Genomic DNA, 18164 nt, shown 5'->3' on the forward strand with positions numbered 1-18164 from the left:
AAAAGCGACGGAAATATGTAGGGCAAAGCGAAACAAATGGTTAGATTTGATGGTGAAACTAACATTTGTTTATGTGCAAAATTAACGCTTCTTTACTGCTTATTTTTCTTTTTATTGGCCATCTATCCGCTCAGGATATCAATACTGCGAAATTAGACAGCTTCTTTAATGCTTTAGATGCCAATAGCAAAGGGATGGGCAGTTTCGCTGTTGCAAAAGACGGTAAAGTAGTTTACCAGAAAAGCATCGGTTACAGCTTGATTGAAGGAGAGAAAAAGATTGCAGCAAGCTCAGAAACCAGGTACCGGATAGGATCTATAAGTAAGACTTTTACCGCGGTGCTTATCTATCAGCTGATCGAACAGGGAAAGTTGTCGCTGGACACAAGGCTGTCGCAATTCTTTCCAGAGGTACCTAATGCAAAGCTGATTACCATAGGCAATTTACTGGCACATAACAGCGGCCTGGGTGACTACGTACATGCTTCGGGCGATCTGATCTGGATTACAGCGCCGAGAACAAAAAAAGTACTTCTGGATTCAATTTACGCAAGTAAGCCAATTTTTGCTCCCGGTACGGAAAAGCATTATAGCAATTCAGGTTATCTGCTGTTAAGCAGTATCGTAGAAAAGCTTTATAAAAAACCTTATGCCAGGGTTGCTGAGGAACGGATATTTAAAAAGCTGGGAATGAAAAATACCCTTTCAGGTGTAGTCAATAAGACCGGTTTGCACGAAGCCAGACCATATGGTTTGGCGTCTTCCTGGTCAGAGATTAAAGACATTTATTTTACCAATGTAATTGGTGTTGGTGATATCCTGTCGACTCCAACCGATCTGCTGAGATTTATGGAGGGCTTGCAGGAAGGAAAGTTGATTGGTACTAAAAGTTTGCAGCAGATGAAGACTGCCGGACCGGAGGATTATCTGGCAATGGGTCTTATGATTATTCCTTTTAAATCGATGGTCGGTTATGGCCATGCTGGTGACACTTATGGTTCACACTGTGTGTTCGAGAATTTCGATAAACAGGGACTGATGGTAACGATTTGTATGAACGGAGTAAGTTACCCCATAAATGATATTAATATGGCGATATTGAGTATAATAACCGACAGCCCATATGAGATTCCCTCGTTTACTTCATTGAGCCTGACACCAGTGGAACTTGAAAGTTATCTTGGAGTGTATAGCAGTCCCGAGGTTCCCTTGAAATTAAGCATCACCAGAAATGGAACTGTGTTAATGGCGCAGGCAACGGGGCAGGGTGTCTTAACTTTGGAGGCTTTCGAACACAACAAGTTTAAGTTTGAGCCCGATGGCATTGTGTTGGAATTTAACCCTAAAAATACTGAACTTGTACTGAAGCAGGGAGGGCAGACCTATCTGTTTAAAAAAGAAATTGATGTGTCTGCAAATTAACTGCAGTGCGGGTTCATGTTTTTTAAGAAGCCTGGGATAAAGATTATTAATCTCTCGATCGCTGGGACGAGCACGGTTGAGTCCACTATAAAACCGTCTTACAAAGAAATTTGTGTTTTTTTTGAAAATATTTTTTGTATGAAAGACTATATTATTTTATTCCGTGAGCCGGACGGAAGAATGGATGAACATTCCGATGAAGATCTACGGGTTCATCAGCAACACTGGAGCGAGTGGTTGACCCGGTTAAAAGGAGAAGGCCGTTTAGCCGGGGGAAGTTCCTTAACGCTGGAGGGTAGACTGATCACGGGTGATGGCACAACAATCACCCATACAACACATAAAGTTGGAACGGAGATCGTCGGTGGATTTTTATTGTTAAAGGCAAACAACCTGGATGAAGCCGCGGAGATCGCATCCTCATGCCCAATCTATGAATCTGCTGGTTATTCGGAAGTCCGCGAGTTTAAAAATTAAGCCGGACCATCAACTCACTGGCAGGCTTTGAAATGGAATATGGTCACAATCAATTTATTTTATATATCCTTTAATTCAGGAAGATGACAGAACAGGAGCATTAGGTAAAGACTTACTTTTGCTTACCAAAAACGACCTGGCCAAAATAAGTTCAGCTTAAGCGGATTAGGTGGAAGTATTCATAGCTTTGGTTCTCCTCACTTTTGATGCTGGACCCAATTTCTTATCAATAAATCAATACGCCAGCTACTTTGAAAGGATATTGAAGGACAAGTTGATTGAAGATACGGAGTCTCCACTCAAATTTATTTCCTAACAAAAGTCAAGTGTATCCCTGAGTTTCTATAGGAACTTTGTGTCTTCAATACTGTAAGATATGATGACACAGAAAAAATTAGCATTGGTTTCGGGAGCAAACGGACATTTAGGAAATAACCTGGTAAGGTTTCTCCTTGATAAAGGAATCCCTGTGAGGGCCTCTGTCCGCAAGATCGATAACAAAACACCTTTTACAGGATTAGACTGCGAGGTGGTACAGGCAGATATTACCGATAAAGCCTCTTTTGTAAAAGCTTTAGCGGGTGTAGAAACCTTTTATGCCGTAGGTGCATCGTTCAAACTTTGGGCTAAAGATGCCAAAAAAGAAATTTACGATGTCAATATTCAGGGAACAAAGAACACCATTGAGGCTGCCGCGGAGGCGGGTGTAAAGCGTATTGTATATGTCAGTTCAATCGCAGCATTGGATTATACGAAATTGCCAGCCAAAGAGGGGAATGGGTACAATCCTGATCGAAGGGATATGTATTACAATTCTAAAAATGATGGCGAAAGATTAGCCTTCCAATTGGCAAAAGACTTAGGTATAGAACTGGTAGCCGTAATGCCTGCCGCAATGATTGGCGGTGAAGCTTTTTTGCCACTTAATGTATCCTACGGAGTGCTTAAACTTATTCTGAACAGGCAGATTCCTGTTGACACCAAGATAACATTGAATTGGATTGATGTAAAGGACGTGGCCGAGGGTTGCTGGCTGGCTGCAGAAAAAGGAAGGCATGGGGAGCGTTACATCCTGGCCAACGAACAATGTATGACGATTACCGATACCACTAAGCTTGCCAGTGAGCTGTATCCGGAACTAAAGCTTAAAATTCCTGGTGCTGTTCCAAAACTCATGCTGTTTGCTATTGCAGGGATAATGGAGTGCTTAGCCAAAATAAGTAATAAGGCTCCTGTATTGACAAGAAAGGACATTGCCATGTTTTCAGGTTTGCAACAGAATTTCGACATCAGCAAAGCCAGAAAGGAATTGGGGTTTAACCCCAAAAAACCAGAAAAAGCAGTAACTGACGCCTTGGCGTACTTAATGGGGCATCAAGCGTTATTAAAATAGTTATTGTAAATTTGAAGTGATTTTGAAGGTATGCTGCAACAGAAATTAATTGACTTTATCCAGTCCGGACATGTGCTTTCAAAAGCGGATATAGACCTGATTGTTCATTATTTCGAGCCCGTACTTTTCCCAAAGAACCGGATCATTGAAGAGGCAGGAAAAGTACCAAAGTACCTTTACTATATTGTTTCAGGTTACCTGCGTCTATTTTATTATGATGAAACTGGTGATGAGATCACAACGCACATCAATTGCCCTCCGGGTTTTTTTACTTCCTACCTCTCTTTTGTCAATGAGACCAAATCCAATGACAATGTCGAATGTATTACTGAATGTGAATTGTTGCGGATTACTCGGACCGACCTGGAAAAGCTAACTTTTAATAGCGCTGCTATGAAAGACTTCAGTATTCATGTTTTTCAGCAATCCATTTCCTATAACGAAACCCGCTCTATGGAATTGGCGACGCTTTCTGCAGAGCAGCGCTACCAGAAACTCATAGAGAACTACCCGGGGATTTTACATAATGTCCCCATTACTTATATTGCTTCCTTTCTTGGTATGAAACCCGAAAGTCTTAGCCGTATCAGGAGAAAATGGATGCTGAATAACCCATAACGGCAATTTATAGTCAAATTTGATTTGAAAGATCAACTTGCACAAAGTGTCGGGATAAATGGATCAGGGCAAGAAAATGCCCTTTGCTGTCTCTATGGTAATCAAAGCTTTTAAAGCATCTTGATGAGAAGTAGTCCTATCCAGTACGACTTAAACTATATATATCGGGAAATATCAGGGCGAACCATATTCACTGAAATATACAGTGTCTTAATGAATTGTCCAGTCGTAATAATTTAATTCAAACTTAACCTCTCCATTAGGATAGGTGCCGGCTTTGCTCCAGCCCTGAAGCAGATAGAACCGTTCAGCACGGGTATTTGGAGCGGTACCTAATACCACTTTTTCTTTGGTCTGCTGAAAATACCAGTTGATCATTAGTCTGTGCAATTCTTTACCTATCCCTTTTTCTGCGAATTCAGGATCTACAAACAGTGCCCAAACGCTTTTGTCGCGTAGGTCAACAATTGAGAAACCTACTATTTGATTGTCTACTTCACAAACCCATCCCTTTCCTTTTTCTGTAATGTAAAATAGTACGTCTTTATCGGGAACAAGATCAGGATTGCTCAGTGTGTTCTCCTTCACCAGATGTCTTACTATCTGGATTTGTTTGATATCAGATAGTTCTGCAGTTCTAAAATTCATATGCTCAAATATATCAATTCTTGCAAATAAGTTTAATATACCTCAATTGGTCGATTGTAACCATGTACCATACTGACAAGAATGTACTGTCCTGATGAAGGTAAAATAGCAATTTTATGCTATGATTTGTTTTGCGAAACTAGAGATGAGGTAATTGCTGAAACGCATTGTACTTTTCTTCACCTTCTGTTTTCCGTCTGTAATACTCGATCATCTCCGGAATATAGCGTTTGGCAGAGACCGCACAGGTATGGATCAACGCTTTCATTTTTCTGTTTGCCATTGAAGGGACTTTAGTTCTCTTTTTTACGGATACCCCTGAGCGATGTTCAAATGGTGCAGTACGTAAAGAGGCTGGAGCGTTAAAAACGCATCACATCAGTGTCAACAGGTGTATGACCAAGCAACCGGGCCATGGTCATCGCCTGGCCTTTATGATGAAACTCATGTGTAATGACATGGGTGAAAATGCCGTAAGCATCAGTTTCGATATATTTTTCCGGCCATTTATAGCCTTTAACAGCCTGCGTTGGATCTCCAGCGAAATGTGCGATAAAACGTTCCATGAGCTCATCAATCTGCGCAAACAGTTTTTTGATCTGGGAGATGCTTAAGGACTCATCCTGATCGTAATAATCGGAGGAGTTATTCAAAGCAAAATTGCCTGCCCAGGCGATATAGGTATTGGCAATGTGAACATACATATACGATATGGTCTTATTCTTAAATGCCGAAAGTGGTTTAGCAGTGTCCTCCATAACATGTTCTTCCAAAAATTGAAAAACAACCTGCCTGGATTGCCGAATCATGGTGTATTGTGTATAAAGTAAATCTGCCATCAGAAGATGAATGTAGGAAAAATATATTAAATGATATAAAGGGTTTTTATCTTTACGAAGGCTAAAATTTAGATATCCCGTCTGTAGCTTTTGGTGAAAAGATACAGACCAAAAGATGTACATTTAGCTGATAACAATATCGTTGCAAAATAACCGCGGCGGGCCTGCATATGACCTGGTCAAATAAGCGATTTATGTCTCGTAAAAGGGGTTTGATGCGAGCTTTTTATATCGCACTGCTTATTTAAACACTAAGCCTATTTGGGGTTGGTTTTATATTTATATTTTTGTTAAAAAATACCAGCATGCATGAGATAAACGACATCCGGCAATTGCGTAATATCCTTGCGCAGGATCAGATCCGGATAAAGGCATTGGAGCTTCGAAACGAGGAACTTACCGACTTCATTGAAAATGCTGCTATCCCTTTGCATTGGGTGGATAAGCATGGAAATGTGATTTGGGCAAACCAGGCGGAGCTGGATGCGTTGGGTTATACGCGTGAAGAGTACATCGGTGCGCCGATAGCCACCTTTCACGCGGACCAGTACGCGATCAGCGAGATCCTCAGCCGGTTGGAGAACAATGAAACGTTAACTAATTATCAGGCCAGGCTGAAGTGTAAAGATGGGAGTATCAAGCATGTGCTGATCAGCTCTAACGTCCGCAGATCCAATGGTGAATTTGTGCACACGCGTTGCTTTACCAGGGATATTTCTCAGATCGTTCTGGAACAGGAGCGCATGAGTGAACTGATCGGGCGGCTTGGAGAAAGCGAGGCCCGGCTGCGTATGGCTACGGACATTGTTGAATCGTCCTTTGATGCCATCATCAGTAAAAAACTGGACCATACCATTACCAGCTGGAACAAGAGCGCAGAGAAGCTATTTGGTTATACCGCTGAAGAAATGATCGGCAGATCAAGTTTGCTGCTGGTCCCTCAGGAAGTGATGGAACAGGAAAAAGAGATGTATATGCGCCTAGAGCGGGGAGAACGCATCGATCACTTTGAAACCAAACGTACGACTAAAGAAAATCAGGTTCTGGATGTATCGATGACCTTATCACCGATTATTGATATCGCTGGAAACATAACCGGGATATCTAAGATCATCAGGGACATTACCGAACGAAAACTGGACCAGCGGCGGAAAGACGATTTTGTGGCCATGGTCAGCCATGAGCTCAAAACGCCGCTTACTTCGATTCTCTCCTACATACAAATGCTGCACGTCAAAGCAAAAAGGAGCGGAGACGATTTTGGTATTCAAACGCTTGCCAGAACCGAAGCCCAGACCAAACGGATGACTCAGATGATCAATGATTTCTTGGATATTGCCAGGCTTGACGATGCCAGAATCCGTCTTGTGAAGACGGAGTTCGAGCTGGAGCCGCTCATCCGGGAAGTCATCGCCGAGATTCAGGTGGTGTACACCGGCCATCCCATACTGCTGGATGCTTGTCCGGGAATAAAGGTTTATGCGGATAGGGGAAAGATTGGCCAGGTCTTCACCAATCTGATCAGCAATGCGATCAAATATTCGCCTGCGGGCAGTGATATCCTGATCAGCTGCGCGCTTGAGGATGAAAAAGTGGAGGTTGCTGTTACTGACCATGGCCTGGGAATCAGTAAAGAAAATCAGGAAAAACTGTTCGAGCGCTTTTACCGTGTGGAAGATGACCGGACCAGGAATATATCCGGTTTTGGAATCGGCCTGTATCTGGTGTCCGAGATCCTGCGTTATCATGAGGCAGCCATCCATGTGAAAAGTGAGCTGAACCAGGGTTCTACTTTCTCCTTTACTATGGGGATTTTGTAAGAGCTGCCGCTGAAGCCAGCCATGGATAGATAAATAGGTAAAAGGGTTCCTTAATGCGTATGGATTATGAAACACAAAATTCGACTTGGTGAAAGATTATTTTGGGAAACAAAAATAAATGTTTAATTTTTGCCATGTAACAAACGTGTGGCATATGGCCGCGTGGTTAGGGTTATTTTATCTAAATTTTCAAGTAAATGGAAACGATTATCGTACAGGATAAAGATGAGTCAATTCTGGATGTGCTGACCCTCGCCCTGGAACAGGAAGGGTTTGAAGTCATTTCGGTGAATACCTGTGATGAAAAAAAGATCCTGGAATTGATTGATAAACAAAGGCCACATGCGGTGATGTTGGACATCAGGCTGTCTGACCAGGATTGCATTGAGGTATGCAAAATGATAAAATTAAAGTATCCTCACCTTCCTGTAATTGCATTGAGCTGTAATAGTAATGTTCATGAGCAATACCACGAAGATGGATTCGACGGATACATCCAAAAGCCTTTTGATCTGGACCTGCTTTATAAGGTGATCAGAAAACACATTTCTAAATAGCCAAACCATTTCGGGTTCCTGATGGTTATCAACAACTAAACACCAACCCGGGAAAAACTATGGATACTCCGAAACCTCGCATCTATGTAGTTGAAGACAATTATGATATTGGACTTGTGCTTGAGTTATTTTTAAATGATGAAGGCTTTGAAGTCAAATTATTGCCAACAGCCAAAGATTTTAATACCGCTGTAAAGCAGGAATTGCCAGATTTGTTTCTTCTGGATGTCATGTTGCCAGACGGAAATGGCATCGATCTTTGTCATCAGATCAGAAAAGATCCGCGCAGTAGCGGTTTGCCTGTTTTAATCATGTCGGCGCACGCTAATGAAGGTGCTGTAAAGACTTGTGAAGCAGAAGGATTTATCGCAAAACCTTTTGATTTGTTTACTCTGCTGGATACAATTAAACAAAATTTGCCCGATTGAGCAGTTTTAAGTTGACATTTATCCTCCTGGCGGAAAGGGAAATTTAACGATTGTCATCAGACATAGCAAAATGCATTTACGCATCAACCAAATAAATTACCTATGCATGAATTTTTAGAGCGCCTGCTTACAGATCAGCTGACCCTGGAAGAAAGGCTTGTTTATGCCAGCCGGCGCAAACACGAGCCTTCTGAAAAAATATACCAGGCGTATGTTCCAAGGGTTTTTGAGCTTCTCCGGCATACCGATGCGGCACATCTAAAAAGGGACCTCTATCTTGTACTGGAAGATATCATTCCCCCAGGCATTCCCAATCAATCGGTTCTGTTTCTGATAAAAGAACTGCAATCCGACCAGCATGCAGATATGGTATTAAACATACTGTTAAAAATCCAGATCCCCCGACATATTGATATTGAGCCTGTAAAAGTTATTGCCTGCCGGGAAGATGTAAATCGCAACCGGGCAATCCTGGTGCTGGGTAACGCCCACTGGACAGCAGGGGAACCTTGCTTAATACAGTTATGCAGGGAGTGTCAGGAAAATTCAGAGGATATGCCGGACACAATTAAATGTATCTGCCAGGCGCTGGACAGGATAGGGACCGTTAATTCACTGTCTGTACTTTTAGCTTTAAAACAAACCGTTTCCACAAAACAGATTCAGCAATACATAGATAAAACCATCGGGCATATCCAGAGGAGACATTCCGAAAATGAGCTGAGTCCTTCTCCAGGACCGCTGTAGTAATAAAGCTGCTGCATAAGATGATTTGAAAGGATATAGCAGACCTGGTTAAGTTATATGCAAAAGTAAATAAAGCAACCTACAGCATACATACCGAAATATTATGGTTGGACATCACCTTTAAACCTCACTATTGCTTCATTTCTACTACATTAGCTTATGGATAGAAAAAAGATTGATAATGTTACTTTAAGGATAGGTGTTCCCGTGTTTAGTTTTTTTATAATCTTTTTTGCTTTCAAAATATATAATAATCGTAGCCTCTCATTATCCAATAGTTTTTCAGGCGTAATTGACAAGGTTAGGTATGAGGAACCCAAACACCTACCGTATATAACTATTGCAGGTAAGGAATATGATGTATTCCATTACTATTGGGGTCAGGATACGCTTGCAGTTGGTGATAGCGTAATGAAGAAAAAAGGTACTCTTGATCTAATTCTGTTCAAAAACTAAATAATAGTCCGAAGATACCAGTCAGAATTAAAATTTTTTTCCTTCCTGGGTTTCAAAAAGCCTGGGAGCGATTAGCAGTTGATTACTGCAAGCGCTAGATACTGTTCAGACGACGCAAGTGCGAAAGATCCATTGCATCGATAAAGGGCTGGTCGTTATATTTTGAAACTGCTGTAAATATACCTTCGGTAAGGCTTTTGTTTTTTTAGATGTTTGAACGCTAATTGTTCATGTGTGGTCAGCCAGTCTTGCTTAATTTACTGATGAGTTCAGTGAAGTTTGTCCAAAGTGCCATAATCATTTTTTTGGTTTGCTCATCTGTAAGATTTCCCTGCTCATCAAATTTGTCTGCTGCTCCTGCCAGATAAAATTCCGGCTGCTGTACAGGGTGCATATTGAGGTAGACCAGTACCTGCCTTAAGTGATTCACTGCGCCGAACGCGCCCAGATTATAGGGGGTACATCCCAAAATTACAGCAGGCTTATTGTTCCACTTATTTTGCCCCTGGGGTCTTGACCCCCAGTCCAACGCATTTTTTAGAATAGGTGAATAGGACCTGTTGTATTCCGGTGTAGCCAGGATAATCGCATCGGCGGTGTCAATACTGCTATGCAACGCTTTTACTTGCCGGGGTAAATCGTTTTCAAGATCCTGGTTTAAAAAGGGAAGCTGGCTGATATCAATGAGCTCCACAGTTACGCCTTTGGGCGCCAGTTGCTGAAATGCCTTTACGAGCTTGGTGGTATAGGACTCTTTTCGTATGCTTCCTGAAAATGCTGCTATTTTGATGTTCATGTCGATTGATTTTAACTATACATTGAACACAGGGAATTGCTGATTGTTTTGATCTATCGTTAGATTTGTAACCAGCTGACGATAGCCGTTTTCCCTGATTTTGCCTTAAAGTGCTTGAAACCAATCGGTCCAAGGTGAGTTAACTTTTAGGGTTGGAATTTGATAAATATGGGTAGGCAATCCTGATGATCGGTTAATGATCAGGGCTGAGCCTTACCATACACAATATACTTTTTGTTTTTTAGTTCTCCATGGTAATTAAGAGAATAGGCACTTTAACCATCGGCTCTTTTTAGTTATGGCGCGTTGTAAATTGTTCTGTCGCGCCATAACTATGTTTAAAATATGAGTTGTGGCGTATCGCTGATAATATCTTAGGCCACAAATTTGTTCTTGTGCTCATGTATATTTTTTTGCGCCTGCATATGGTCTGTACTAGGAAGATACATGGTCGCGCAAGGATTTAATCCTATCGTGGGAAGCCCTTAGGTCTGCTTGTTGTTCGGAAATGATACTTCGCAAGTTCGCTGAAAGGCCCTCCGTTTCCAAAGCCATTTTATATGCCTTTTGAGCGGCATCCTCGCCATATTCGCAGTTGTTTAAAACTGTCTCACGGTCATGTCCGGTAAAGATGGCTTTGATGTCCATCCATGCACGGTATATTTTTCCAGAAGTAGTTGTGCCCGTATCTGCACTTGCTCCCAGGACCTGGACCTCCTGTGTCAGTGCTGATCTGTGCCGGTTACTTTGCATGATCATCTCTGAGAACAAAGAGTGAAGATCACTATCTTCCTGTGATAATTCGGTTATTGCTTTTTCATAGCCTGTTATTCTGTCGTTGTTGATCTCTATCAGATCATTCAGAATCTCTGTGTTAATTGTGTTGTTTTCCATAATTAATAAGTTTAAATGTGTGTAGTTAACACCCTGGNAAAAAAAATGTTTAGATTTTTCTGCATTGCCGGCAGGCCTCTGGCAAACATTTTCAGCAATATCTTTGGGCGTGATTTATGATTCTTTCAGGTCACATTCGGAATGCATAACACAGCGCCAATTGTCATCAGCCTTTACCCATGTTGAAGTACATGCGCATTTGCCGGAAGATTTCTGATCTTACCAGGCGTATGCTAATTCGATAAGGTTGGCTATAATGGTAGTGGTTTCACCTATTACCTGACTTTCAGCTCCAGAAATATCCAGCACTTTTGTTCCAGTTCAAGAATTTGATTTCCATAATAACAATGTAGTTAGGGTATAACAGTAGTCTATTGATTTGGTTTGTCATATATACCATTAGGTCCTGTATATTTTGACCATTCAATCAGCGTTTCAAACCTGATGAGTATGCTGAAAAACGCCGATATAACATGCTGTTTTCGATTTGTCTATCCATCACAATTTATTTTCCGGTTTCCATGTCAGGCGCATCCACGGGTTTTGATTCCGGTGAGCCTTTCTGACGCAGGTAAATGGTAAGAAAGACAATGGAAGCTACAGATAGAAATTCGCTTTGCCAGTTCTGAAAGGTTTCGAACCAGAATTCTGCCTCCCCCAGATATGCTGAAACGCTTTCCTTTGGTAATCCTTTAATCAATTGCTCCACGTTATGGTTTTGCCAGCTTCCGTAAAGGTGCATTGCCCAGCTTGCCAGAAACAGGATGGCAAAACAGATAGAAAGTGAGTTGCTGTAGATTTTCAGGATCCAGCCACCTTTGCGGACCGGCCAGGGTGCCTCAGGTGAAGGTTTAGGCTCCCGGTCTACTTCTTCAGCCCGATCGAGCTGCTTGGATTCCGCCGATCCAATCTGGCGAAGGGCGACTGTTACCAGCACATACAGGGCCATCTGAAGGAATTCACTTTCAAAGTTTTCAAAAGTAGCTGAAATGAAATGCCCGCTCTGCAAATAGCTTCCCAGGCTGATCTCCGCTGCGTGTTCATCTTTAAGGTCCCGGTTGTGTGTTTTCCAGCCTGAGAAACCCTGAGCAAATAACGTTAAGATAAATAAACTTAGAAAGAAGATGGTGAGACCATTTCTGTAAAAAAATGAATGTTCATCGGCAATTTTTTTCATGTTTTTAATTTTTAAAAAGTTGATTTAAAGCCTCGACAGGAACATGCTCAAGGTTATGCTGCTGCGCCTGTTTTTTTGCTGTAGTTGTCATCATTTTTTCTTTTTATAGTTAGTGTGCTGTAACTAACAGCCATGAATTAACTTTGTTTAATAATTATTAAGGTATCCTGAACGTTTTGATATGATTTGCGATTAGGTTTGGAATAGGTTAAATACAGTTGATTGTCCGCAATGACAGAGGCTACAGTCCTATTTCATAGTCCACTAATCAGCCAGATAGATGTAAATTTGTAAATAAACAACCCCGAGACATGAAACACCCGAATGAATGCGAAGATATGGCCGACATCCGTAATGAAATTGATCGTATCGACCGACAAATCATTGGATTTATCGGAAACAGATATCAGTATGTTAAAGCGGCAGCGAAATTTAAGACGGATAAAACAGCTGTAAAAGCACCCGAACGATTTGCAGCAATGCTTTTGCAAAGAAGGAAGTGGGCTGAAGAGGAAAAACTCAGTCCAGAAGTGATTGAAAAAATGTATAAAGAGCTGGTCAACTATTTTATAGAAGAAGAGCTAAAAGAATGGGGGAGGAAGCCGGGAGGGTAATTTGCTCTTACATGGTTGATCACGGTAAGGCCTGAAGGTGCAAACCCAAAGTAGCGAGTCCAGCTGTGAGAATACTTGTTTTTATCGGATGAAATAGCAGTTTGCTACTGAGATATCTGGAGCTGAATCTTTAGCTCAATCAAATCTTTAAAAAAACGGGGAGTGACCATTCCGGCCGTTCCCCGTCATCTAAATTAACGCTCTCATATATTATACGTTCTAAGATCTGAATTATTGTACGCCCCCTTAAAAACGGGGACAATCAGGTATAACTACGTTACTAAGTAGATTATACCTGTCAAGGAATATTTGTTACCGGTGCACCTTCAGACTTTATGGATGGGGTAGGATGAACCGTTTGACCGAACAAGTGCCTGCGCGTGATTAGCCATTCCCTGTCCGGAACAATCTTGAAACATTATCATTTTGTGGTTGTTCTGAATACAACTAAATGATATCAATATGGAAACTCCAAATAAGCAGCGAAACAAGGATCAGGCATTTGAAGACAATGGGCATGATTCGGGATCTGAGCGCAATGACGGTCAACAGTTAAAAACCCGGGACGATAAGCCTGAGCAAAATATAGATTCAGACAAAAGCATTACCCGGACGCGGGAAGAAGCTGAAAATAAAAAGGGTGATAAGCTGGAAGATCAGACCGGTGAGGAAGAAAATGGACCGGATGATGATGCCATGAATTACAAAAGCGATCGGGATCATGGCACTTACAATCCGGAGAACATCTGAATGAATAATTTAAAACATACCTATGGAACCTTTTGAAATACAGTTGCTCGAGAATCATTTTACAATTGAGCCTTTAGAAAATGGGTTGTACCGAATCCTGGAGGGTGAAAACAAGCTGGGTGTCATTTACGCTGAGGCAGATGGTGACCAGGTAGTGTGGGGGACCCGGGATGAGCTGGACAAGGACTTTATACAGCAAATTGGTGAGCTTATTGCCGAGCACAACATGTAAAAAGAATTTACTACCGCGGGAATTTATTGACAAGACTTTGGGCAGATCCCGGTGACCCTGACTGAAAAAGCGCCCGACCTGATCCGTTTGGACGATAAACGCGCTGAGGATATACGGGAAAAAATTGAGCAGGTTGCTTCACCGGATAATGATCCGATATATGGTAAATCACCGGATAGACTTTTAAATGTTTGGAGAGGAGTAATATGAAGTTGAAAGTAATTGGATGCGGCGATGCCTTTGGCAGCGGAGGAAGACTGAATACCTGTTTTTATGTAAATGCGGATCCTGTTCGCTTTTTGATTGATTGTGGCGCAAGTAGCTTGCCGGGCTTAAAAAAATATGGTATTCATACGCAGGATATTGATGCGATCGTGATCAGTCATTTTCATGGAGATCATTATGGCGGTGTTCCTTTTGTGTTATTGGATGCTGCGGTCAATGGCAGAAGTAAAAAGATGCAGATTATCAGTCCGGCAGGTGGAAAGCAGCGGATTGCAGCTTTACTGAATCTGCTTTATCCGGGTACTGAAGTGCTGGAGAAACTGGATCTTGAGTTTTTAGAATTCCGCAGGGATGACCTGATGGATTTGGGTGAATGGCGTTTACAGGCTTTTGATGTGCTGCATACGGACAAGGCTTTGCCGCATGGGCTGCGGATCCAGGTCTCGGGCAAGGTGATTGCCTATTCCGGTGACACCTCCTGGACGGACGCGTTGTTTCCACTAAGTGAAAATGCGGATCTGTTTATTTGTGAATGTAATTTCTTTTACACGCAGGTAAAGGGGCACATGAGCTATGTGGAGCTGGAAAAACGCCTGCCTGAGTTTTCCTGTAAGCGGATGCTACTGACTCATTTTGACCAGGAGATGCTGTACAGATTGGATGAGGTGAAGGTAGAAAGTTTGACTGAAGGCATGGAGCTGCTGATTTAATTTTTGTTTCTTGATTTTTTCTGCCGAAGTGCCCTGGCTTTTTTCAGGCCGGTGGCTATGGCTAGGCCTTCATCTCCTTCAAGAATGGCGTTGGCGATTTCTACCGCTTTCTCCCGTAGTTTTAAGGGAAGGTTTTTGTAGGAGGGGGGATAGGATCCTTTCGGCCAGGGCATAATGTTCTATTTTTAGTGGGTATGTTTCCAGTTTTCATAGAACTGAATCTGGTCTCTGATCGCATTCAGCAGTGGCATGTCTAATTCGCAGCCCTGGCTTTCGCAACGGGCATGGTCATTTTCATCAAGTTGTATGGTTCCGATGGTTTCTTCTTCCATGTAGATCTGGTAGCGTTGATTGCCCAAGGGTTTGATGCTGTAAAATCTGCCCTTTCCATTATGGGCTACTTCTATTCTGAATTGTTCCATAACACATTGTTTTTTCTTTTTAACAGTTTTGATACCGGATTGTTTAAGGTTACGTAAAATTCACGGTGTGACTCATCCGGCACACTTTGGTATACCCTGCTAAGGATCGGGGATGACTCATTCAGCCTGTGAAGCCATTTCTTTTTTTGAGGCGGTGATGCGTTTTAAGATCAGCGATAGTATTCCTGCATAGATGACATAGCTTACAAAAATAAAATAACCTGGCTGCAGTGAGGTATTATTTTGTGTGGAGGTAGACAATAATTCCTCTTGTATATTGAGGTCCGAGAGTTGGCTTTTTAAAATTCCGTTTAAACCGATATAGGTCATTCCAATCGCCACAACCATCACATCGGCCATGTCCCATTTACCCAGGTCGAAAGCCAAAAACCTGATCAGCTTATTTTCTGCATAACTATCTCTTCCCCATATCAGGATCCCCTTTCCAATGAGTCGCAGCACGGGAAGGATCATGACAAATAAGAGGATCAGGGCACCGGCCAATATTGCGTCAGGCTTAGGCTGATCAATTAAAGCCTGAATAACCCCTATGATGCTCTTGCTCTGGAAAAATAACACCTGGTTGCTGAATGACAGTTTTTCACTCAACAGTGTGAAATTTAGCGATTCGATGCGGGCATCAACCTCGATGATGGTAGCTGTACTGCCCACCAGTAAAAGGATAAAGGCAAATAACAAAGACAGGATATATAAGGGCGTATAAAGACGTACTTGTTTTCTCATCAGCAGCCAAAGGCACAGGGCCAGCACCACGCAAGCGGCCATCCCATAGGCATAATGGTAGGTCAGGGTTGTGGTTTTGGTCAGCAGCGCACTGATCTTTTTCTCAAATTCGGCTGCGTTAGAAACCTGGTATTTGGCATAAATATGCCTGGTTACTTTAACGTTGGCAGGTTCACTGTTATCGAAGGTCTGCTTTTCCAGCTGATCAATTTTACTGGTTACAATGCCTTTGAGTCTTTTCCTGCTTGCCGGTTTATTGATCCTGCTGACAATAGTACTGGCGAAGGCAGGTACCTGTTCATATAGTTCATCCTCGTCTACAAGGGCATTGAAAGCGAGTTTTTTGAGTTTGCCGCCAAGTCCCTTCCGTGGTTTGTTGGCTCCGGCGATAGCCTTGCCTATCAGGTTGTTCAGTTGTCTTTCAATTTTTTTCTGAAGTGCTTTTTTCTGCTGGGCAGTCATGTTAAAATCATTGATTTTTCCATCTACCACTGAGGCGATCTTCACCCTCCACTCATCAACTGAAAAAATGCCGAAGGTAATGCTATTGGCGACGCTATAGTCTTCCTTTATTCGTTCCTGCTGAGCAGAAAGTGCAGATACCCTGAAACCAAACCAGGCCTCTGCGCAAAGCAAGGCGCTTAACCCGGTAACCAGGAGGATTTGTGGCAGGTATTTTCTAATCGCAGTCATGTGGAGAGATGTATTTTAATATTGTTGACAGAATCAGCCCGTACAGCACAAAGCTGATAAATATGATAAACCCTGGTTGCAGTGCTGTGTTGTGGGTCGTAATGACCGTCAGGTCTTCGCTTTTGAGGTTCAGGCCCCTCAGCTGGCGTTCCAGCAATCCATTTAAACCGATATAGACCATCAAAATGGCAATGACAATTACATCTGCCATACTCCATTTGCCGGATTGAAAAGCAAAATATTTAATGAACCTGTTTTCGGCAATTCGTTTTTTGCTCAGCAAGTGAATGCCCGTGGCACTTAGCTTCATCACAGGGAACAGGATACTGAAAACCAGAATCAGTACACCAACCAATACCGAATCTGTTGCTGATTGCTTTAACAATACCTCAACTACATCCAAAATGCTTTTGCTCTGAAAGAAAAGCACCTGATTTTCAAATACGACATGTTCACCCAGGATAATGAAGTCAAATGCATTTATGCGCGCGTCAACTTCGATCATTGAGGCGGTCAAACCTATAAAAAGCAAAATAAAGGCAAACATTAAGGACATGATAAAAAGTGTGGCATGCAATTCTGTCCTTTTTCTAAAGATCCACCATAGTGACAATACAATAACAATGCAGCCAAGCATGGCAAAGGAATAGTTATAAGTTGCCGCTTTAATTGTGGACAGTGAGGAGATCAGTTTTTTGTTCAGTTCTCCGGCGGAGCTTACCCGATACTTTTGATACACTTTTTCAGTGGCAATCCTTGTTGCAATAATGGTGCTGTCTAGATATTCTGCACGTTCGAGTGAGTCAAACTTTGACATTGCCATGCTGCTCAACTGTTTTTTATTGTCGGGGTTATCGATCTTGGCAAGGATGTCTTTAGCAAAACCCGGAACTTTCTCCCTGATGCTGTCCGTCTCTACAAATGTTTTAATGATGAACTTTTTGATTTTGCCGTCCAGGGTCTTTTTTGGTTTATTCAGCTGCGCTTCTGCCTTGTCAATTAATGCAAGTAATATCTGCTCAACCTCTGTTTGCAGGACTTTCTTTTGTTTTGAGGTTAATTTGAAATTGCGGATCTGGCGGTGTACAATACCAGATACTTTGTTCCGCCATTGTTGTACCGAGAACAGTCCAAAAGTAATGTCATTGACATTTGCGTAATCTTCCTTCACTTCTTTCTGCTGCTTTGAAAGCTCGTGCAGCTGATAGCCAAAATACCCTTCCGCCCCAAGCAGCAGGATCAGTCCCAGTACCAGCAGCAGTTTTGTTGATTTTTTGTTGAAAGCGTTAGTTTTTTGCATGGGCAATTAAAATGTTGGACAGGTGCTTTTACCGATATTAAGTTAACAGATAATAAACAATCTTCCGGGTAAGTAGTTTTACTGATCGTATTCTATTTACGCGAAACACGCAAAGACGGTGCCGGATGGCAATTTATCAAACAGCTGAAACATTTTTGCCGCGCCGCTCGTTAATGCCTATCGCAGGCATATGGTTAAAACCA

22 protein-coding genes and 1 pseudogene are annotated in these 18164 nt (G+C 42.1%); 13 read left to right on the top strand and 10 right to left on the bottom strand.

What is annotated here, in order from left to right; all coding sequences use genetic code 11:
* Window positions 1–71 precede the first annotated feature (71 nt).
* From N824_RS09020 to N824_RS09035, 4 genes are all read left to right on the top strand, one after another.
* Window positions 72–1421 (top strand): serine hydrolase, encoded by a 1350-nt coding sequence (locus N824_RS09020; RefSeq protein ID WP_048904827.1) that lies wholly within the window; start codon window positions 72–74, stop codon window positions 1419–1421.
* A 180-nt stretch (window positions 1422–1601) separates the two neighbouring features.
* On the top strand, window positions 1602–1898 hold the full coding sequence (locus tag N824_RS31205) for a YciI family protein (protein ID WP_161662285.1): 297 nt from the start codon (window positions 1602–1604) through the stop codon (window positions 1896–1898).
* A gap of 376 nt (window positions 1899–2274) precedes the next feature.
* The gene (locus N824_RS09030) at window positions 2275–3291 is read left to right on the top strand and encodes an NAD-dependent epimerase/dehydratase family protein (protein WP_235207043.1); all 1017 of its coding nucleotides are present in this window, start codon (window positions 2275–2277) and stop codon (window positions 3289–3291) included.
* Between the two features lie 30 nt (window positions 3292–3321).
* Window positions 3322–3909, top strand: a complete 588-nt coding sequence (locus N824_RS09035; protein ID WP_048904830.1) for a Crp/Fnr family transcriptional regulator — start codon at window positions 3322–3324, stop codon at window positions 3907–3909.
* A 210-nt stretch (window positions 3910–4119) separates the two neighbouring features.
* Here N824_RS09035 and N824_RS09040 read toward each other — a convergent pair whose 3' ends face one another.
* The 3 genes and pseudogenes from N824_RS09040 to N824_RS09045 form a co-directional block, all read right to left on the bottom strand.
* Window positions 4120–4557, bottom strand: a complete 438-nt coding sequence (locus N824_RS09040) for a GNAT family N-acetyltransferase (protein WP_048904831.1) — start codon at window positions 4555–4557, stop codon at window positions 4120–4122.
* 139 nt (window positions 4558–4696) lie between these two features.
* Window positions 4697–4891: pseudogene (locus tag N824_RS38290) on the bottom strand (IS110 family transposase); the annotation flags it as partial.
* Window positions 4892–4919: 28 nt separating this feature from the next.
* Window positions 4920–5396 carry a DinB family protein gene (locus N824_RS09045; RefSeq protein ID WP_161662286.1) on the bottom strand — a complete coding sequence of 159 codons (477 nt, stop codon included), beginning with the start codon at window positions 5394–5396 and terminating at the stop codon, window positions 4920–4922.
* Window positions 5397–5701: 305 nt separating this feature from the next.
* Here N824_RS09045 and N824_RS09050 point away from each other — a divergent pair, with 305 nt between their 5' ends.
* From N824_RS09050 to N824_RS09070, 5 genes are all read left to right on the top strand, one after another.
* On the top strand, window positions 5702–7216 hold the full coding sequence (locus N824_RS09050; protein ID WP_048904833.1) for a PAS domain S-box protein: 1515 nt from the start codon (window positions 5702–5704) through the stop codon (window positions 7214–7216).
* Between the two features lie 197 nt (window positions 7217–7413).
* Window positions 7414–7773, top strand: coding sequence for a response regulator (locus tag N824_RS09055; protein WP_048904834.1), 360 nt, complete (start codon window positions 7414–7416; stop codon window positions 7771–7773).
* Window positions 7774–7832: 59 nt separating this feature from the next.
* On the top strand, window positions 7833–8201 hold the full coding sequence (locus N824_RS09060; RefSeq protein WP_048904835.1) for a response regulator: 369 nt from the start codon (window positions 7833–7835) through the stop codon (window positions 8199–8201).
* Window positions 8202–8303: 102 nt separating this feature from the next.
* A complete protein-coding gene (locus N824_RS09065) occupies window positions 8304–8948 on the top strand; it encodes a hypothetical protein (protein ID WP_048904836.1) in 645 nt (214 codons plus the stop codon).
* 159 nt (window positions 8949–9107) lie between these two features.
* Window positions 9108–9404 (top strand): hypothetical protein, encoded by a 297-nt coding sequence (locus N824_RS09070; RefSeq protein WP_048904837.1) that lies wholly within the window; start codon window positions 9108–9110, stop codon window positions 9402–9404.
* Between the two features lie 238 nt (window positions 9405–9642).
* Here the strand turns inward: N824_RS09070 and N824_RS09075 are convergent, their stop codons facing one another.
* From N824_RS09075 to N824_RS09085, 3 genes are all read right to left on the bottom strand, one after another.
* On the bottom strand, window positions 9643–10200 hold the full coding sequence (locus N824_RS09075) for an NADPH-dependent FMN reductase (RefSeq protein WP_048904838.1): 558 nt from the start codon (window positions 10198–10200) through the stop codon (window positions 9643–9645).
* Window positions 10201–10635: 435 nt separating this feature from the next.
* A complete protein-coding gene (locus tag N824_RS09080) occupies window positions 10636–11094 on the bottom strand; it encodes a PA2169 family four-helix-bundle protein (protein WP_048904839.1) in 459 nt (152 codons plus the stop codon).
* A 505-nt stretch (window positions 11095–11599) separates the two neighbouring features.
* Window positions 11600–12271 (bottom strand): DUF6766 family protein, encoded by a 672-nt coding sequence (locus N824_RS09085; protein WP_048904840.1) that lies wholly within the window; start codon window positions 12269–12271, stop codon window positions 11600–11602.
* 311 nt (window positions 12272–12582) lie between these two features.
* On the opposite strand from N824_RS09085, the gene N824_RS09090 reads away from it, so the two are divergent.
* The 4 genes from N824_RS09090 (at window position 12583) to N824_RS09105 (ending at window position 14802) form a co-directional block, all read left to right on the top strand.
* Window positions 12583–12885, top strand: a complete 303-nt coding sequence (locus N824_RS09090) for an isochorismate lyase (RefSeq protein ID WP_048904841.1) — start codon at window positions 12583–12585, stop codon at window positions 12883–12885.
* Between the two features lie 462 nt (window positions 12886–13347).
* Window positions 13348–13635, top strand: coding sequence for a hypothetical protein (locus N824_RS09095; RefSeq protein ID WP_048904842.1), 288 nt, complete (start codon window positions 13348–13350; stop codon window positions 13633–13635).
* 22 nt (window positions 13636–13657) lie between these two features.
* A complete protein-coding gene (locus tag N824_RS09100; RefSeq protein WP_048904843.1) occupies window positions 13658–13867 on the top strand; it encodes a hypothetical protein in 210 nt (69 codons plus the stop codon).
* Window positions 13868–14058: 191 nt separating this feature from the next.
* The gene (locus tag N824_RS09105; RefSeq protein ID WP_152542103.1) at window positions 14059–14802 is read left to right on the top strand and encodes an MBL fold metallo-hydrolase; all 744 of its coding nucleotides are present in this window, start codon (window positions 14059–14061) and stop codon (window positions 14800–14802) included.
* On the opposite strand, the gene N824_RS32995 is transcribed toward N824_RS09105, so the two are convergent.
* From N824_RS32995 to N824_RS09120, 4 genes are all read right to left on the bottom strand, one after another.
* Window positions 14799–14975 (bottom strand): hypothetical protein, encoded by a 177-nt coding sequence (locus N824_RS32995; RefSeq protein ID WP_200869850.1) that lies wholly within the window; start codon window positions 14973–14975, stop codon window positions 14799–14801. The genes N824_RS09105 and N824_RS32995 overlap by 4 nt on opposite strands.
* A 12-nt stretch (window positions 14976–14987) precedes the next feature.
* The gene (locus tag N824_RS09110) at window positions 14988–15224 is read right to left on the bottom strand and encodes a hypothetical protein (protein ID WP_048904845.1); all 237 of its coding nucleotides are present in this window, start codon (window positions 15222–15224) and stop codon (window positions 14988–14990) included.
* A 117-nt stretch (window positions 15225–15341) separates the two neighbouring features.
* Window positions 15342–16661 carry a paraquat-inducible protein A gene (locus N824_RS09115; protein WP_048904846.1) on the bottom strand — a complete coding sequence of 440 codons (1320 nt, stop codon included), beginning with the start codon at window positions 16659–16661 and terminating at the stop codon, window positions 15342–15344.
* A complete protein-coding gene (locus N824_RS09120) occupies window positions 16648–17961 on the bottom strand; it encodes a paraquat-inducible protein A (protein WP_152542106.1) in 1314 nt (437 codons plus the stop codon). Before N824_RS09120 ends, N824_RS09115 begins: the two co-directional genes overlap by 14 nt.
* Between the last annotated feature and the right edge of the window lie 203 nt (window positions 17962–18164).

The organism is Pedobacter sp. V48, from assembly GCF_000523515.1.
Classification (GTDB): Bacteria; Bacteroidota; Bacteroidia; order Sphingobacteriales; family Sphingobacteriaceae; genus Pedobacter.

What these genes read in the sequence shown, in the direction of transcription:
- N824_RS09040 (WP_048904831.1), bottom strand. Translation starts at nt 4,557, where the DNA reads ATGAATTTTAGAACTGCAGAACTATCTGATATCAAACAAATCCAGATA.
- N824_RS09030 (WP_235207043.1), top strand. Translation starts at nt 2,275, where the DNA reads ATGATGACACAGAAAAAATTAGCATTGGTTTCGGGAGCAAACGGACAT.
- N824_RS09060 (WP_048904835.1), top strand. Translation starts at nt 7,833, where the DNA reads ATGGATACTCCGAAACCTCGCATCTATGTAGTTGAAGACAATTATGAT.
- N824_RS09110 (WP_048904845.1), bottom strand. Translation starts at nt 15,224, where the DNA reads ATGGAACAATTCAGAATAGAAGTAGCCCATAATGGAAAGGGCAGATTT.
- N824_RS09020 (WP_048904827.1), top strand. Translation starts at nt 72, where the DNA reads ATGTGCAAAATTAACGCTTCTTTACTGCTTATTTTTCTTTTTATTGGC.
- N824_RS09100 (WP_048904843.1), top strand. Translation starts at nt 13,658, where the DNA reads ATGGAACCTTTTGAAATACAGTTGCTCGAGAATCATTTTACAATTGAG.
- N824_RS09050 (WP_048904833.1), top strand. Translation starts at nt 5,702, where the DNA reads ATGCATGAGATAAACGACATCCGGCAATTGCGTAATATCCTTGCGCAG.
- N824_RS32995 (WP_200869850.1), bottom strand. Translation starts at nt 14,975, where the DNA reads ATGCCCTGGCCGAAAGGATCCTATCCCCCCTCCTACAAAAACCTTCCC.
- N824_RS09080 (WP_048904839.1), bottom strand. Translation starts at nt 11,094, where the DNA reads ATGGAAAACAACACAATTAACACAGAGATTCTGAATGATCTGATAGAG.
- N824_RS09065 (WP_048904836.1), top strand. Translation starts at nt 8,304, where the DNA reads ATGCATGAATTTTTAGAGCGCCTGCTTACAGATCAGCTGACCCTGGAA.
- N824_RS09035 (WP_048904830.1), top strand. Translation starts at nt 3,322, where the DNA reads ATGCTGCAACAGAAATTAATTGACTTTATCCAGTCCGGACATGTGCTT.
- N824_RS09055 (WP_048904834.1), top strand. Translation starts at nt 7,414, where the DNA reads ATGGAAACGATTATCGTACAGGATAAAGATGAGTCAATTCTGGATGTG.
- N824_RS09120 (WP_152542106.1), bottom strand. Translation starts at nt 17,961, where the DNA reads ATGCAAAAAACTAACGCTTTCAACAAAAAATCAACAAAACTGCTGCTG.
- N824_RS09045 (WP_161662286.1), bottom strand. Translation starts at nt 5,396, where the DNA reads ATGGCAGATTTACTTTATACACAATACACCATGATTCGGCAATCCAGG.
- N824_RS09070 (WP_048904837.1), top strand. Translation starts at nt 9,108, where the DNA reads ATGGATAGAAAAAAGATTGATAATGTTACTTTAAGGATAGGTGTTCCC.
- N824_RS09095 (WP_048904842.1), top strand. Translation starts at nt 13,348, where the DNA reads ATGGAAACTCCAAATAAGCAGCGAAACAAGGATCAGGCATTTGAAGAC.
- N824_RS09115 (WP_048904846.1), bottom strand. Translation starts at nt 16,661, where the DNA reads ATGACTGCGATTAGAAAATACCTGCCACAAATCCTCCTGGTTACCGGG.
- N824_RS09085 (WP_048904840.1), bottom strand. Translation starts at nt 12,271, where the DNA reads ATGAAAAAAATTGCCGATGAACATTCATTTTTTTACAGAAATGGTCTC.
- N824_RS09075 (WP_048904838.1), bottom strand. Translation starts at nt 10,200, where the DNA reads ATGAACATCAAAATAGCAGCATTTTCAGGAAGCATACGAAAAGAGTCC.
- N824_RS09090 (WP_048904841.1), top strand. Translation starts at nt 12,583, where the DNA reads ATGAAACACCCGAATGAATGCGAAGATATGGCCGACATCCGTAATGAA.
- N824_RS31205 (WP_161662285.1), top strand. Translation starts at nt 1,602, where the DNA reads ATGGATGAACATTCCGATGAAGATCTACGGGTTCATCAGCAACACTGG.